At 66.7% G+C, this 13,729-nt stretch carries 13 protein-coding genes; all 13 read left to right on the forward strand.

Features of this window, described 5'->3' with window-relative positions:
* Nucleotides 1-23 precede the first annotated feature (23 nt).
* Entirely contained in the window at nt 24-437 is a 414-nt protein-coding gene (locus tag QN163_05275) for an HIT family protein (protein ID MDR5683422.1), read from the forward strand.
* 52 nt (nt 438-489) lie between these two features.
* Nucleotides 490-1,356 carry a succinate--CoA ligase subunit alpha gene (gene sucD, locus QN163_05280; GenBank protein ID MDR5683423.1) on the forward strand — a complete coding sequence of 289 codons (867 nt, stop codon included), beginning with the start codon at nt 490-492 and terminating at the stop codon, nt 1,354-1,356.
* A gap of 2 nt (nt 1,357-1,358) precedes the next feature.
* Complete coding sequence (locus tag QN163_05285; GenBank protein MDR5683424.1) at nt 1,359-1,736, forward strand: phage holin family protein; 378 nt, start codon at nt 1,359-1,361, stop codon at nt 1,734-1,736.
* A complete protein-coding gene (rapZ, locus tag QN163_05290; GenBank protein ID MDR5683425.1) occupies nt 1,733-2,659 on the forward strand; it encodes an RNase adapter RapZ in 927 nt (308 codons plus the stop codon). Before QN163_05285 ends, rapZ begins: the two co-directional genes overlap by 4 nt.
* Before the next feature lie 6 nt (nt 2,660-2,665).
* Nucleotides 2,666-4,021 (forward strand): YvcK family protein, encoded by a 1,356-nt coding sequence (locus QN163_05295; GenBank protein ID MDR5683426.1) that lies wholly within the window; start codon nt 2,666-2,668, stop codon nt 4,019-4,021.
* A 141-nt stretch (nt 4,022-4,162) separates the two neighbouring features.
* Nucleotides 4,163-5,977 (forward strand): MFS transporter, encoded by a 1,815-nt coding sequence (locus QN163_05300; protein ID MDR5683427.1) that lies wholly within the window; start codon nt 4,163-4,165, stop codon nt 5,975-5,977.
* Between the two features lie 379 nt (nt 5,978-6,356).
* Nucleotides 6,357-6,662: an NADH-quinone oxidoreductase subunit A gene (locus tag QN163_05305; GenBank protein MDR5683428.1), complete on the forward strand. Its 306-nt coding sequence runs from the start codon at nt 6,357-6,359 to the stop codon at nt 6,660-6,662.
* Nucleotides 6,653-7,669 carry an NADH-quinone oxidoreductase subunit NuoH gene (gene nuoH, locus QN163_05310; protein ID MDR5683429.1) on the forward strand — a complete coding sequence of 339 codons (1,017 nt, stop codon included), beginning with the start codon at nt 6,653-6,655 and terminating at the stop codon, nt 7,667-7,669. Before QN163_05305 ends, nuoH begins: the two co-directional genes overlap by 10 nt.
* A gap of 12 nt (nt 7,670-7,681) precedes the next feature.
* On the forward strand, nt 7,682-8,176 hold the full coding sequence (locus QN163_05315) for an NADH-quinone oxidoreductase subunit J (GenBank protein ID MDR5683430.1): 495 nt from the start codon (nt 7,682-7,684) through the stop codon (nt 8,174-8,176).
* Nucleotides 8,173-8,481, forward strand: a complete 309-nt coding sequence (gene nuoK, locus QN163_05320) for an NADH-quinone oxidoreductase subunit NuoK (protein MDR5683431.1) — start codon at nt 8,173-8,175, stop codon at nt 8,479-8,481. Before QN163_05315 ends, nuoK begins: the two co-directional genes overlap by 4 nt.
* Before the next feature lie 2 nt (nt 8,482-8,483).
* Nucleotides 8,484-10,565, forward strand: a complete 2,082-nt coding sequence (gene nuoL / locus QN163_05325; GenBank protein MDR5683432.1) for an NADH-quinone oxidoreductase subunit L — start codon at nt 8,484-8,486, stop codon at nt 10,563-10,565.
* An 81-nt stretch (nt 10,566-10,646) separates the two neighbouring features.
* Nucleotides 10,647-12,155 (forward strand): NADH-quinone oxidoreductase subunit M, encoded by a 1,509-nt coding sequence (locus tag QN163_05330; protein MDR5683433.1) that lies wholly within the window; start codon nt 10,647-10,649, stop codon nt 12,153-12,155.
* Nucleotides 12,152-13,606, forward strand: a complete 1,455-nt coding sequence (locus tag QN163_05335; GenBank protein ID MDR5683434.1) for an NADH-quinone oxidoreductase subunit N — start codon at nt 12,152-12,154, stop codon at nt 13,604-13,606. The genes QN163_05330 and QN163_05335 overlap by 4 nt, the downstream gene beginning before the upstream one ends.
* Nucleotides 13,607-13,729 lie beyond the last annotated feature (123 nt).

The following is a 13,729-nucleotide window of genomic DNA, read 5'->3' on the forward strand; positions in this document are numbered from 1 at the left end:
CACGGGCGATGGAGGGCCGCGCCGTGGAGTGCGTGTTCTGCAAGATCGCAGCCGGTGAGTTGCCGTCGACGAAGGTCTACGAAGACGAACGGGTGCTTGCGTTCATGGACATCAACCCGCTCAACGACGGGCATCTGCTCGTCGTCCCCAAGCGGCATGCCTCCACGCTGTGGGACCTGGAGGTGGAGGAGGCGGAAGCGGTGGCGCGCGCGGCCAAGCGCATCGCCGACGCGATCCGCGTTGCGCTGCAGCCCGACGGCCTGACGGTGAACCAGGCAAACGGCCGTGCTGCCCACCAGGTCGTCCCTCACTACCATGTTCACCTGATCCCCCGGTGGAGCGGGGACGGCAAGGGGTTCGACTGGGAGCTGGTACCCGGCGACATGCAGAGGATCCGGGAAGTCGGGGAGAAGATACGACGGGCGATCAACGGCTAGCCGTCGCTGATCGGTTTCCGGCGCCGCGCGACCGCCGTCTTCGGAGGTTCCCTTGGCGATACTGGTCGACGAGCACACGAAGGTGCTGGTGATGGGCATCACCGGCCACCAGGGTCAGTTCCACACCGCCCGCATGCTGGAGTTCGGCACCCAGGTGGTGGCGGGCGTCACGCCTGGCAAGGGCGGCACGAGCGTGCACGAGGTCCCCGTCTTCGACACGGTCGAGGAAGCGGTACAGCACACCGATGCGAACGCGGCGTGCCTGTTCGTGCCCGCCCCCTTCGCCAAGGACGCGGCGTTGGAGTGCATCGCTGCGCGCCTGGATCCCGTCGTGGTGATCACGGAGCACATCCCGGTCCACGATGCGATCCTGGTGGTCGACGCCGCCCGCCGCCAGGGCGTGCGCGTCGTCGGGCCGAACTGCCCGGGTGTAACCTCCCCCGGCCGCTGCAAGATCGGGATCATGCCCGGCCACCTGTTCCGCCCCGGGCCGGTAGGCCTGCTGTCGCGCTCCGGTACGCTGACCTACGAGATCGTCGCGGGCCTGACGGCGGCAGGGATCGGCCAGTCCACCGCCGTCGGGATGGGCGGCGATCCGGTGATCGGCCTGACGTTCGTCGAGATCTTGGAGGCGTTCGAGAACGACCCGCAGACGTCGGCGATCGTGCTGGTCGGTGAGATTGGGGGGGCCGCGGAGGAAGAGGCGGCGGCCTACATCCGCGAGCGGGTCCGCAAGCCGGTGGTGGCCTACGTCGCCGGGCGGACCGCACCTGCGGGCAAACGCATGGGGCACGCCGGCGCGGTGATCTCGGGTACCGAGGGCACGGCGGCGGGCAAGGTCTCGGCACTGCAGGCCGCGGGCGTCCGGGTGGCAGAGCTGCCCACCCATGTGGCAAAGCTCGTCGCGGAGGTCGTGTAAAAGTGGCCCGGCCGGTGGCTGAGGTCCGATCGGAGACGAGCATGGGCATTCTCATCCGGTTCGCGATCACCGGCCTGTCGCTGTGGCTTGCGACGCAGATCTATCCGGCGGCCTTTCGGCTTGCCGACGCGCAGACCGCCGTGCTCGCGGCGGTCGTCCTGGGCCTGGCCAACGCCTTCATCCGGCCGGTGGTGTTGGTGGTGACGCTTCCCTTGAACCTGGTGACGCTGGGGCTGTTCACGCTGGTGGCGAACACGCTGATGGTCTACATCGTCGTGTGGCTGTTGGGCATCCCCCACGGGGGCTTCCTGTCGATGTTTGTGGTCTCGCTGCTCGTGACCCTGATCAGCGTCGTGCTCTCGCGGGTCGTGACGTCTTGACACCTCGCGCCGTGACCCCACAGCCCGAACCCCGAACGCGCAAACCGCCGCCAGCTGCCGATCTGCCCTTCGTCGTCATCACGGGGCTGTCAGGGGCGGGCAAGTCCCACGCTGCCCACGTCTTCGAGGACATGGGCTTCTTCTGCGTCGACAACCTGCCGCCGGCGCTGGTTCCGCGCTTTGCGGAGCTCGTGATGCGCGCCCACGACCGGTTCGAGGGCGTCGCGCTGGTGATCGACGTCCGCAGCGGCGAGTTCTTCGACGCGATCCCCGACGCCCTGCGGTTTTTGGATTCCCGCGGCATCCGCTACCAGATCCTCTTTCTGGATGCGTCGGACGAAGCCCTCGTGCGCCGGTTCAAGGAGACGCGCCGCAAGCACCCGCTGACTCCCACCGGCTCCGTACCCGAGGGGATTCGCGCAGAGCGCCGCCGGCTGGAGGCGATCCGCGAGCGGGCAGACAAGGTGATCGACACGACCCAGATGACGCCCCAGATGCTGCGCGACGAGATCCGCGCCCTGTTCGCGCCGTCTGGCGAGACGTCGAAAACGTTGGGGATCGGCGTTGTTTCCTTTGGGTACAAGCACGGCGTGCCGACCGACGCAGATCTGGTGTTCGACGTTCGGTTCCTGCCCAATCCGCACTACGTCGAAGCGCTGCGGGCGCGGCCGGGAACCGACGAGGAGGTCCGCCGGTACGTCATGCGCTGGCCCCAAGCGCAGGGGTTCCGGCAGCGGCTGGAGGAGATGGTCTCGTTCTTGCTTCCACAGTTCGTCGCGGAGGGCAAGTCGCACCTGACGATCGCCATCGGGTGCACCGGAGGGCGGCACCGGTCGGTCGTGTTCGCGCAGGAACTGGTCACGTTCCTACGTGCGCAGGGATACGAGGCGCACGTGCGGCACCGGGACATCGAGAAGGAGTGAGGTAGTGTGATCCGGGCCCTCGTCCAACGGACCCGCCAACTGGCCAAGTGGCTGGTACCGGGCATCCGCGTCAAGCGCTACGTGGCGTTGGTGTTCGTGGGCGTATCGCTCGTCGCCGTCGGCGCCATCCTGCTCGCCGACGTGGTCACCGTCGGCGTCGCGCAGGTCCTGTACGCCATCGTCAGAGCGGCACTGTGGGTGTCGGGGGGCGAACGGTGGGGTTTGGTCGGCGCCGGCGCACTGCTGATCGCACTGGGCGTCTACTGCGTGTTCCTCGGACTGCGGGCGACGGTGCGGTCGGTCGCCGGATTGTTCCTACCGCGCGGCGACCACCGATTGGCGGAGTTGATGGTCCAGCGCCGCGCCCTGGGGCGCGGGCCGCGGGTGGTCGCGCTGGGCGGCGGTACGGGTCTTTCCACGCTGCTGCGCGGCCTGAAGCGTTACACGATGTCGCTGACGGCGGTGGTCACCGTCTTCGACGACGGCGGCAGTTCCGGGCGGCTGCGGCGAGAACTGGGCATCCTCCCTCCGGGCGACATCAACGACTGTCTGGTCGCCCTCGCCGAGGCCGAGCCACTGATGACCCGGTTGTTCGAGTATCGCTTCGATCGGGGCGACCTGCGGGGGCACTCCTTTGGCAACCTGTTCTTGGCGAGCATGATGGGTGTGGGTGGCGATCTGGTGTCGGCGGTCCGGCTGGCCAGCCGAGTGCTCGCCATCCGGGGCCAGGTCCTGCCCGCCACGGTGGACAACATCGTGCTGTGCGCGGAGTTCCTCGACGGGACGACCGCCGAGGGTGAGTCGGCGATCCCGGCTGCCCGCAAGGCGATCCGCCGTGTCTATCTGAAACCTGCCGACGCGCGAGCGGTGCCCGAAGTGCTCGACGCGATCACCCACGCCGACCTCATCTTGCTGGGACCCGGCAGCCTGTTCACCTCGGTGCTGCCGAACCTGCTCGTCACCGGCATCGGCGATGCTCTGCGCCGCGCCGAAGCACCGGTGGTCCAGATCGTCAACGTCATGACCCAGCCGGGCGAGACCGACGGGTTCCGCGCGTCGGACCACGTGCGGGCCGTCGTCGAGCACGCGGGGCCCATCGTCCGCGCCGCGATCGTCAACGACCAGATGCCACGCAACGCCGTGCTCCTGCAGCGCTACCGCGGCGAGGGGGCCGTACCCGTCGAGCCGGATCTGGACCGCATCCGGCAGATGGGCCTGGTGCCGTTCGCGTACGGGCTCATCAGCGAAACCGAACTGGTGCGCCACAATCCGACGAGCTTGGCCGAAGCGGTACTCGATGTGCTCGATCGCCTGTCCGGCGCCCGGCGCCGCGTCGCCCGCGTCAGCGTCATCAACCCATGATCGGGATCCGGCCAGTAGGTTTTGGGGCACAAGACGCGAAACGCTATCGCCGAGGGTGTGCATCGTGGCGCCGAAGGCGCGTCTTGGGCCAGAGTCGAGCAGGATGAACGTCATTCGACTCGGCCGGCAGGGAGCCGGGGCATGACCGAGCCCAGAGCCCGACCGAGGGTCTTCCAGGCGCTGCTGTGGCTGCCTCAGAACCGCAACCTCTTCGTGTTTTGGACCGGGCAGGTGGTGTCCAACTTCGGCGACCGGGTGCACTGGCTGGTTGTCGGCCTGCTGGTCATCGAACTCACCGGATCGGCCCTCCAGACCGGCCTGTACTACGCGCTGACCGTCATCCCCGAGGTCTTGTTGGGCTTCCTCGCGGGCGTGGTTGCCGACCGCGCCAACCGAAGGGCGCTGATGGCTTCCATGGACTTCGTGCGGGTGGGCCTGGTGGCGACAATTCCCCTGATGGCTGCCGCGGGTTTCCTGCGCGTGGAGTACCTGTATGGCGTCGTGGTCGCGCTGGCCGTATGCAACGTCTTCTTCGATACCGCTTCCGGTGCGTTCATCCCCCAGATCGTCCCCAAGGAAGACCTGCCGGCGGCCAACAGTGCGCTTCTGCTGGCGGTGCAGAGCGCGATGCTGCTGGGGCCACTGGCGGGCGGGTCGCTGGCCGCGACGCTGGGGCTGGCGAACAGCCTGTGGATCACGAGCGGCGGATACCTCGTCTCGGCGACGGCGATGCTGCTGGTGCGTACGACGCAACCGGCGTCCACCGAGGCGGACCGACGAGGCGTGCGCGACGACTTGGCCGAGGGGTTGCGGTACGCGTTGTCGCATCCTGCAGTCCGGGCGATCTCGTTCAAGTCTTTGGGCGCAAACCTGGCACTGGGCGCCTCGATCACCATGGCCATGTTCCACTTCCGCCATAACGTCGGCCTGGACACGCCCGCCATGGGTGCCGCCTTCAGCGCGGCCGGTGCGGCGGCGATCGCCGGAGCCGCCACCGGCGCAGCACTGGGGCGGCGGTTGGGAATCGCGCGCGCCGGAACCATGGCCAGCTACCTGGAGGTCGCCGGCATGGTCGTGCTGGCGTCCGTCGCCTCGTTCTGGGGACTGGCAGTTGGCTACGTGATGATCGGGTTCGGTGTCTCGGTCGCCAACGTCAACTACAGCGCGGCGCGCCAAACGGTCGTCTCCCCAGAGATGCAGGGTCGTGCGTGGGCCTTCGAGCGGACCGTCAGCCTGGCCTCCTTCCCGATCGGAACGTTGGCGGCCGGGGTGGTGGCGGAACTCACCTCCCCGCAGCTGGTCTTCCTGGCGGCCGCTGTTGTCGTGTTCGTCGCCGCCACGTACGCCTGGTACGGCGGCCTGCGCGACGCCTTTGCAGGCCCTGCACAGCGCCCGCAAGAGGACGCGGTCCATGTACCTGCCGCGTCCCCGCACAGCGAGCGCGCACGCCCGTGGCGGTGGCGCGCGGTCTTGGTGGCGGTGTTCGCATCCGGTGTGGCGATCGGGTTCGCCTTGGGGGCGACGCTGTCCAGCCGTATGCCGTCACCCACGGTGGCGACGACCGGGTCCCCTCCCGTCGCGGCGGCTCGGTCACCGGATTCGCCCACTCCTGTCCCGGGTGCCTGGACGCCCGCGCCGCCGTCCCCGGGCCTGGTGGCGTCCACACCCGAGCCGTCGCCGACCGCCACCACGCCGGCGGTGCAGCCGGCCGCGATCCCCGCGCCCGCGACGGCCTCCGCACTGTACGCCGCCCAGGTTGGCGCGTACCGGGATCGCGCCAACGCCGAAGCCGTTGCCGCCCGTCTCCACGAGCTCGGCTACTCGCCGGCGGTGCGCGGCGCGGGGGGCTGGTACCGGGTCACCGTCGGCGAGTTCGACTCACCCGGACCGGCGCAGCGCCTCGTGCTTGAGTTGCGCGACCGGGGGTTCGAGGCGTTCGTGCGACGAATCCGTTGAGCCTTCGCACGGCACCGCCGGCCGCCCGTATTGACACCCCGCGCGATCGATCCGTATGATGCGTCTGGGCCGCCGTGGGCTGAAAGTCAGATCTGGCGCGGCATGCGGCGGTTCGCAGATCGGTTCCTTCGCCGTTGGGAACTCCCGATTCTTTGTGGGCGGTCAACGCTCCCTGCCCTGAGGCCGGCGTGGTTACAGACGAGCGCGTTGGACGGAAGGGATCGGCGCGCGCGATCGCTAAGAGTGGTCATGGGCCGGCCACGGGTGGTCGGCCGCCGCATCCGGCCAACGGGCGGTAGAGCGCCCTGACAGCTCAGCGGAGGTTGTGGTGCCCCTTGACTGGGTGTATGTGGCCGTGTTCGCGCTCGTCGGCGCCGCCATGGCAGCCCTCCCGCTGGCCATCGTTTGGCTGATCGCCCCCCGCAGCCAGTACCCGCAGAAGTTGTTGGCCTACGAATCTGGGATCGTCCCGTTCGGGGAGGCGTGGTCACAGGTCAACATCCGCTACTACCTGTTCGCATTGATCTTCCTCTTGTTCGACGTTGAGGTGATGTACATCTATCCCTGGGCCGTGGTGCTGCGCAGCTTGGGCATGCAGGCGTTCGTGGCGATGGCGATCTTCCTCGTGTTGCTGTTCGTCGGACTGCTCTACGAGTGGAAGAAGGGAGCGCTGGAGTGGGTCTAGGACAGGTCCTGGACGCGCTCTGGCGGATCGACCTCGTCCGCGCCCTGGTCGCGGTGGTGGTGGTCTTTACCTTCATCGCCGTCTTCGTGGCGATGTTTTTGGTCTTGATGGAGCGAAAGGTCAGCGCCTGGATCCAGGCACGGATCGGGCCCAAGCACGTGGGGCCGCACGGAACCCTGCAGACCTTGGCCGATACGATCAAGCTGTTGCAGAAGGAGAACATCGTGCCCGCGCGGGCCGACGTGCTCCTGTTCTCCGTTGCGCCGGTCCTCGTGGCGGTCAGCGGGCTGCTGGCCTACGTGGTGTTGCCGTGGGGTCCGGGCGTGATCGTGCGCGATTTGAACGTGGGCCTGGTGTATTTCGCCGCGGTGCTGTCGGTCGGCGTCGTCGGGGTGCTGGTCGGCGGGTGGGCATCGAACAACAAGTACGCGCTGCTGGGTGGTTTACGGTCGGCGGCGCAGATGGTGTCCTACGAGATCCCGCTGGGGCTGGCGATCGCGACGATGGCAATCCTCACCGGGACGCTGTCGACCGTGCGCATCGTCGAGGCGCAACCGTATCCCTGGTACCTGTACCCCTTTGTGGCGATCAACGCGCTGGTGTTCCTGACCGCGGCGACGGCCGAGACCAACCGCATCCCGTTCGACCTGCCGGAGGCGGAGTCCGAACTGGTCGCCGGATACTTCTCGGAGTACACGGGCATGCGGTTCGCGCTCTTTCAGCTGGGCGAGTACGGTTCGCTGTTCGCGAGCTCCGCGCTGTTCGTCACGATGTTCCTCGGCGGCTGGCGTGGCCCGTTCGACCTGCCGCTGGTCGGACCGGTGGCCAGCGGCGTGTTCTGGTTCCTGTTGAAGAGCTACGCGATCGTGTTCTTCCTGATGTGGGTGCGCTGGACTTATCCACGCTTTCGGATCGACCAGCTGTTGAACCTTGCGTGGAAGATCTTGATCCCCGTGGGGCTGGTGAACCTGCTGATCGTCGGCTTTTTGGTGGCCCGGTGGGGGTGAACGGGGTGGATCGTGTCGGGTGAGGTGGTCGCGTTCTACATCCTCGCGGGCATGATCCTCGCCGGCGCACTCATCGTGGTCAACGCGCGCAACATCGTCCACGCGGCGGTGTCGCTGATTCCTGTGCTGCTTGGCGTGGCAGGGCTGTACGTGCTGCTGCACGCCGAGTTCGTGGCGGTCGTCCAGATCCTCATCTACGCCGGGGCGATTACGGTTCTCATCCTGTTCGTGGTGCTGCTGACCGAGGGCGCGACCGGCATCCGTCGGCGCCAGCGCAACGAACAGGTCCCGATGGCCCTGGCGGCGTCGGGTGTGCTGGCCGCCCTGTTGCTGTGGCTGTACGCACGTACGAGTTGGCCCATGGGGGCCGCACCGCCCCCCGCCTACAACCCCGGCGCGGTGGGCGAGAGCCTGTTCGGTCCGTACGTCCTGGTCTTCGAGGTCGTCGGCATCGTCATCCTGGCGGCGCTGGTCGGCGCCATCGTCGTGGCGAGGCGCGAGGCATGATCGGCCTCAACCACTACCTGGTCGTCGGCGCACTGCTGTTCGCGATCGGGATGTACGGGGTCCTCACGCGGCGCAACGCGGTTGCCATCCTCATGGGGATCGAGTTGATCCTCAACGCGGCCAACATCAACTTCGTCGCGTTCACGAAATTCGTCTCGCCGACGTTTGTCGCCGGCCACATCGCGGCACTGGTCATCATCACCCTGGCCGCCTGCGAGGCGGTCGTCGGACTGGCGCTGATCCTCAACCTCTACCGGCAGCGTGAGACGATCCAGGTCGACGAGATCAACATCATGAAGTGGTAACGATGGGCGCCCTCGCTTGGCTGATCCCGCTGTTTCCGCTGGCTGCCTACGCCGTCCTGATCTTCCGGGGCCGCGCCCTGGGTGACCGCGCGGCCTTCGTGGCGATCGGAGCGATGTCGGTCTCGACCCTGTTGGCGCTGGCGATCCTGGGCGCGAAGGTCTTCGGCGCCCCGGATTTCGTATGGCGTGCCGCCTGGGCGGTGGGTGGAGATCGCGAGATCACGATCGGGTTCACGGTGGACAACCTGTCGGCGATCATGACCGCCATGGTCACGTTCGTCGGCACCCTGATCTTTGTCTACTCGGTCGGTTACATGCACGGAGATCCTTACTACAGTCGCTTCTTCGCTTTCCTGTCGCTGTTCTGCTTCGGGATGCTCACGATGGTCCTGGCCAACAGCTTCCTGCTGATGCTGATCGGCTGGGAGATCATCGGGCTGTGCTCGTACCTGTTGATCGGGTTCTACTTCCGCCGGAAGTCGGCCAATGCGGCGCAGATCAAGGCGTTCATGACCACGCGCGTGGGAGACTTCCTGATGCTGATCGGCATCATGATGGTCTTCTGGCAGTTTGGTACCGTCGACTACCACGCGGTGTTCGACGCGATCCGCAAGGGAGGCGAAGGTGCGGCGCGGACGGTGGCGTTGGGAGGCTGGCAGATCCCGCTGGTCACGCTCACAGCGTTGATGATCTTCGGCGGCCCGATCGGCAAGAGCGGGCAGTTTCCCCTGCACGTGTGGTTGCCGGACGCGATGGAGGGTCCGACGCCCGTCAGCGCCCTGATCCACGCGGCGACGATGGTGGCCGCCGGCGTCTACCTGGTGGGGCGAGCGTACCCGCTGTTCTTCTTTACGCCGCATCACGAGGCGCTGCTGTTCGTGGCATGGATCGGCACGATTACGGCGCTGATGGCAGGACTGATTGCGCTGGCGCAGGACGACATCAAGCGCATCCTCGCGTACTCGACGATCAGCCAGCTGGGTTTCATGATGGCGGGACTCGGGGTCCTGGGCTACGCGGCCGGTCTGTTTCATCTGCTGACGCACGCTTTCTTCAAGGCGCTGTTGTTTTTGGGCGCCGGCAGCGTGATCCACTCGGTGCACACGAACAACATCAAGGAGATGGGCGGGCTGCGCCGCCACATGCCGGTCACCTTTTGGACGTTCGCCGCGGGTTTTTTGGCGCTCGTGGGAATCTTTCCGTTCGCGGGCTTTTGGAGCAAGGACGAGATCCTACTCGAGGCGTTTCACCACAACCCGGCGATCTACTACGCGCTGACGGCCGGGGCGTTTCTCACCGCGCTGTACATGTCGCGGCTGATGGCCTACACGTTCTTCGGGGCGTACCGAGGCACGAAGCACCCCGAGTCGGACCCCTGGCTCCCGGAGGACTACGGCCGGCACTCTTCGCTCCACGGCCCATCCCCCATGGGGCACGGGGCGACGTCCGGTGAGCACCGTCCCCACGAGAGCCCGCGCGTAATGACGGCGCCGCTCGTCGTGCTCGCAGCCTGCTCGCTCGTCGTCGGGTTTGTCGGTGCCCCCGGGACGTGGGAAAAGGGTTCGTGGATCCACCACTTCCTGGAGTTCGAGGGGTTTAAGGCGGCCGGGATCGAAGCGCCGGCGTTCTCGTGGCCACTGGCGCTGCGGTCCCTGGCCGCGGCGCTGGCAGGGGTGGGCGTCGCGTGGGTCGTCTACGGCCTGCGGGTGGTCACCAGCGACCGCATCCGCGCCTGGACGGGCCCCCTGTACGGATTCTTGCGCAACCGCATGTACTTCGACCATGCATACGGCCTCGTCTTCGTGCGCGGCGGCCTCGCACTGGCCAGTTTGGTGCGGATCTTCGACGAGCGTGTCGTCGACGGCATCGTGAACTTCGTCGGCTACCTGATCGTGGGCATCAGCCGGATCCACCGTTTCTTTGATACCTATGTGGTGGACGGCCTGGTCAATCTGATCGGAGTGCTGACGCGCTGGATCGGCCTGGGGCTCCGCTACGTGCAGACGGGCCGCGTATACAACTACATCCTCGTGGTGGCCGTGGGCTTGACCGTCGTCGTGATCGTGGGCCTGTGGCGACTGTAGCCGGTCGCGGGTCGAGGAACGGGGTTTGAGGATGCGGTTGGGAGGAAGTGTGCAGGAGATCGCAGCCGAGGAGCCGCGCGCATGCCGATTTTGACCATCACGTTGTTTTTGCCGTTGCTGGGTGCGTTGGTGGTGCTGTTCTGGCCCAGGGACGATCACGCGAGGATCCGCCGGTTGACACTGGGCTTTTCGATCGCGACGTTCGTGGCGTCGCTGCTCATCCTCACACAGTTCTCGTTCGGCCAGCGCGGACTGCAGCTGATCGAGCAGGCACCGTGGATCCCGTTCGTCGGCATCCAGTACAAGGTCGGCGTCGACGGCATGAGCGTGGCGCTGGCGATCATGACGGCGCTGCTGACGGTGATCTCCGTCGTGTACTCCTTCCGCGAGAATCATCGCGTAAAAGAGTACAATCTGCTGTTTCTGATCCTGGCAACCGGGATGCTCGGCGTCTTCTTCGCGCTGGATTTCTTCCTCTTCTACGTCTTCTGGGAGCTGACGCTGGTCCCGATGTACTTTCTCATCGGCATCTGGGGAGGGCCGAGGCGGGAGTATGCGGCGATCAAGTTCTTCCTGTACACGCTGGTCGGGTCGTTGGCGATGCTGCTCGGCATCCTCCTCCTGTACTTCAACCTGCCGCCCGACGGGCGTACGTTCGACGTGGTGCGGATCATCGAGGCCAAGCCCCTGATGGACAAGGGGCTGGTAGCCCAGCTCGCGTTTTGGGGATTCTTCCTGTCGTTTGCGATCAAAGTGCCGATGTGGCCCTTCCACACGTGGTTGCCGGATGCGCACGTGGAGGCACCGACGGCGGGATCGGTGATCCTGGCGGCGGTTCTGCTGAAGCTGGGCACGTACGGGTTCGTGCGGTTCAGCCTGCCGATCTTTCCCGATGTGTTCGCCCAGCATGCGTGGTTCATCGCCGTCCTGGGCGTCATTGGGGTGATCTACGGTGCCCTCGTGGCAATGGCGCAGACCGACCTGAAGAAGCTCGTCGCGTACTCCTCGGTCAACCACATGGGCTATGTGATGCTGGCGATCGCGGCGGCGGCCGCCGCGTACGGACGCCCCGAGCTGGCGAACGCGGCGGCCACGGCGCTGAACGGCGCGACGATGGAGATGCTCGCGCACGGCGTGATCACCGGCGCCCTGTTCTTGATCGTGGGCGTCATCTATGACGACCGCACGCACACGCGGGGTGTGGACGACTTCGGGGGCCTGTGGGCGGTGCTGCCGAAGTACGGAGCCGTCACGATCACCGCCATGTTCGCCTCCCTGGGCCTTCCCGGACTAATGGGTTTCGTCGCGGAGTTTCTGATCTTCGTCGGCGCGTTCAGCATCTTCCCGATCCTCACCGCCCTCTCGGCGCTGGGCATCATCATCACCGCGGCGTTCTTTCTGTGGACGATCCAGCGGATCTTCTTGGGGTCGATCAACCCGAAGTGGGCGAATCTGCCGGACCTGGATCGCCGTGAGTCGTGGTCGTTGGTGCCGCTGGTGGTCCTGATGATCGTCTTCGGCGTGTATCCGAAGCCGCTGCTGGAACTGATCAACCTGACGTCCAGCCACGTCGTGGCGATGTTGCGATGAACCCCGCCGACCTCCGCTGGATCGTCCCCGAGATGGTCGTAGCCGGCCTGGCGGTCGTCCTGCTCGTGGCCGATGTGTTCCTGCCCAAGGAACACAAGCGGCTGGTGGGCACCTTCGCCCTGCTGGGGCTGATCCCGGCGGTCGTCGCCTCCGGCCTGCTGCTGGGAACCCTTCGTGCCGCCGGCCTGGACGGCGTCCGCATCTTCGCCGACACCTACACCGTCGACACGTTCGCCGTGTACTTCAAGTTCATCGCGCTGATCGCGACGGCGCTGGTGATCCTCGTCGGCATGGACTACTTCCCCGGGCGGACGGCCTACGTGGCCGAGACCCACGTGATGCTCGTGTTCACCTGTTTGGGCTTGATGCTTATGGCGGGGGCGTCCGACCTGATTCTGCTGCTGCTGAGCATCGAGTTCGTCTCGCTGGCCTCCTACCTGCTGGCCGGGTACCTGAAGGCGGACCCCAAGAGCAACGAGGCGGGTGCCAAGTACTTCCTGTACGGGGCGGCGACGACCGGCGTGATGTTCTACGGTTTCTCGCTGCTGTATGGCCTGACCGGTTCCATGAGCCTGTATCACATCGCCGATCGGCTGGGGGAGGCCGGGCCGCTGGCCTACGCCGCGGTTGCGATGGTGCTGGTGGGCTTTGGGTTCAAGATCTCGATGGTGCCCTTCCACCAGTGGACCCCGGACGTCTACGAAGGCGCACCGACGCCGGTCACGGCGTACTTTTCGGTCGGACCCAAGGCCGCCGGTTTCGCCGTCCTGCTGCGGACGCTGGTCGTCGCCATACCGACCCCGCAGATCGATTGGACATTGCTGATCGCCGTCCTGGCCGCGCTGTCGATGACGGTCGGCAACCTGCTGGCGCTGGTGCAGCGCAACATGAAACGCATGCTCGCCTACTCCAGCATCTCCCACGCCGGCTTTTTGCTGATCGGCGTCGCGGCCTGGGAGTCGGCGTGGGCGCGGCCGGGCCTGCTCGTCTACCTGCTGGCCTACCTGTTCACGAACCTGGGAGCGTTCTTCGCCGCGATCGTCGCCGCGGAGGCGACCGGCTCCGACGAGATCCCCGACCACGCCGGGCTCAGCCGCCGCGCGCCCTGGGTCGCCTTCGCCATGGCGGTCTTCATGCTGTCGCTGACCGGGATACCGCCTACGGCGGGGTTCTTCGGAAAATTCTATCTGTTCGCCGCGGCGGTGGACGGCGGGTTGCTCTGGCTGGCGGTCGTCGGTGTCGTCAACAGCGTGGTTTCTCTGTATTACTACGTGGGGGTCATCCGGGCGATGTACCTGATGCCTCCCCCGGTGGCGGCTCCCGTCACGGAGACGCCCGGACTGCGGGCGGGGCTGGCGGTCGCCCTGACCGGGACGCTCGTCATCGGCCTGTACCCGCAGCCGTTCTTGCTGCTCATAGACTCCGCGAGACGACTGTTGGCCGGCCCCTGACCGACCCTGGATTCCGGGGGGCTTTGCTGGTAGGATGAGGGGAGGAAGCGGTACCCTGACGCCGGGGGCGGTGGGCGGGGGCCGCTTCTCGCATGGTCAGGCCTTCCCCAACCGACAGCACAG

It is taken from the genome of Armatimonadota bacterium (assembly GCA_031432545.1).
Classification (GTDB): domain Bacteria; phylum Sysuimicrobiota; class Sysuimicrobiia; order Sysuimicrobiales; family Sysuimicrobiaceae; genus Caldifonticola; species Caldifonticola tengchongensis.

Excerpts from the sequence above, each read along its gene's own strand:
- nuoK (MDR5683431.1), top strand. The coding sequence starts at position 8,173 with ATGATCGGCCTCAACCACTACCTGGTCGTCGGCGCACTGCTGTTCGCG.
- QN163_05335 (MDR5683434.1), top strand. The coding sequence starts at position 12,152 with ATGAACCCCGCCGACCTCCGCTGGATCGTCCCCGAGATGGTCGTAGCC.
- nuoL (MDR5683432.1), top strand. The coding sequence starts at position 8,484 with ATGGGCGCCCTCGCTTGGCTGATCCCGCTGTTTCCGCTGGCTGCCTAC.
- QN163_05305 (MDR5683428.1), top strand. The coding sequence starts at position 6,357 with ATGGCAGCCCTCCCGCTGGCCATCGTTTGGCTGATCGCCCCCCGCAGC.
- QN163_05330 (MDR5683433.1), top strand. The coding sequence starts at position 10,647 with ATGCCGATTTTGACCATCACGTTGTTTTTGCCGTTGCTGGGTGCGTTG.
- QN163_05300 (MDR5683427.1), top strand. The coding sequence starts at position 4,163 with ATGACCGAGCCCAGAGCCCGACCGAGGGTCTTCCAGGCGCTGCTGTGG.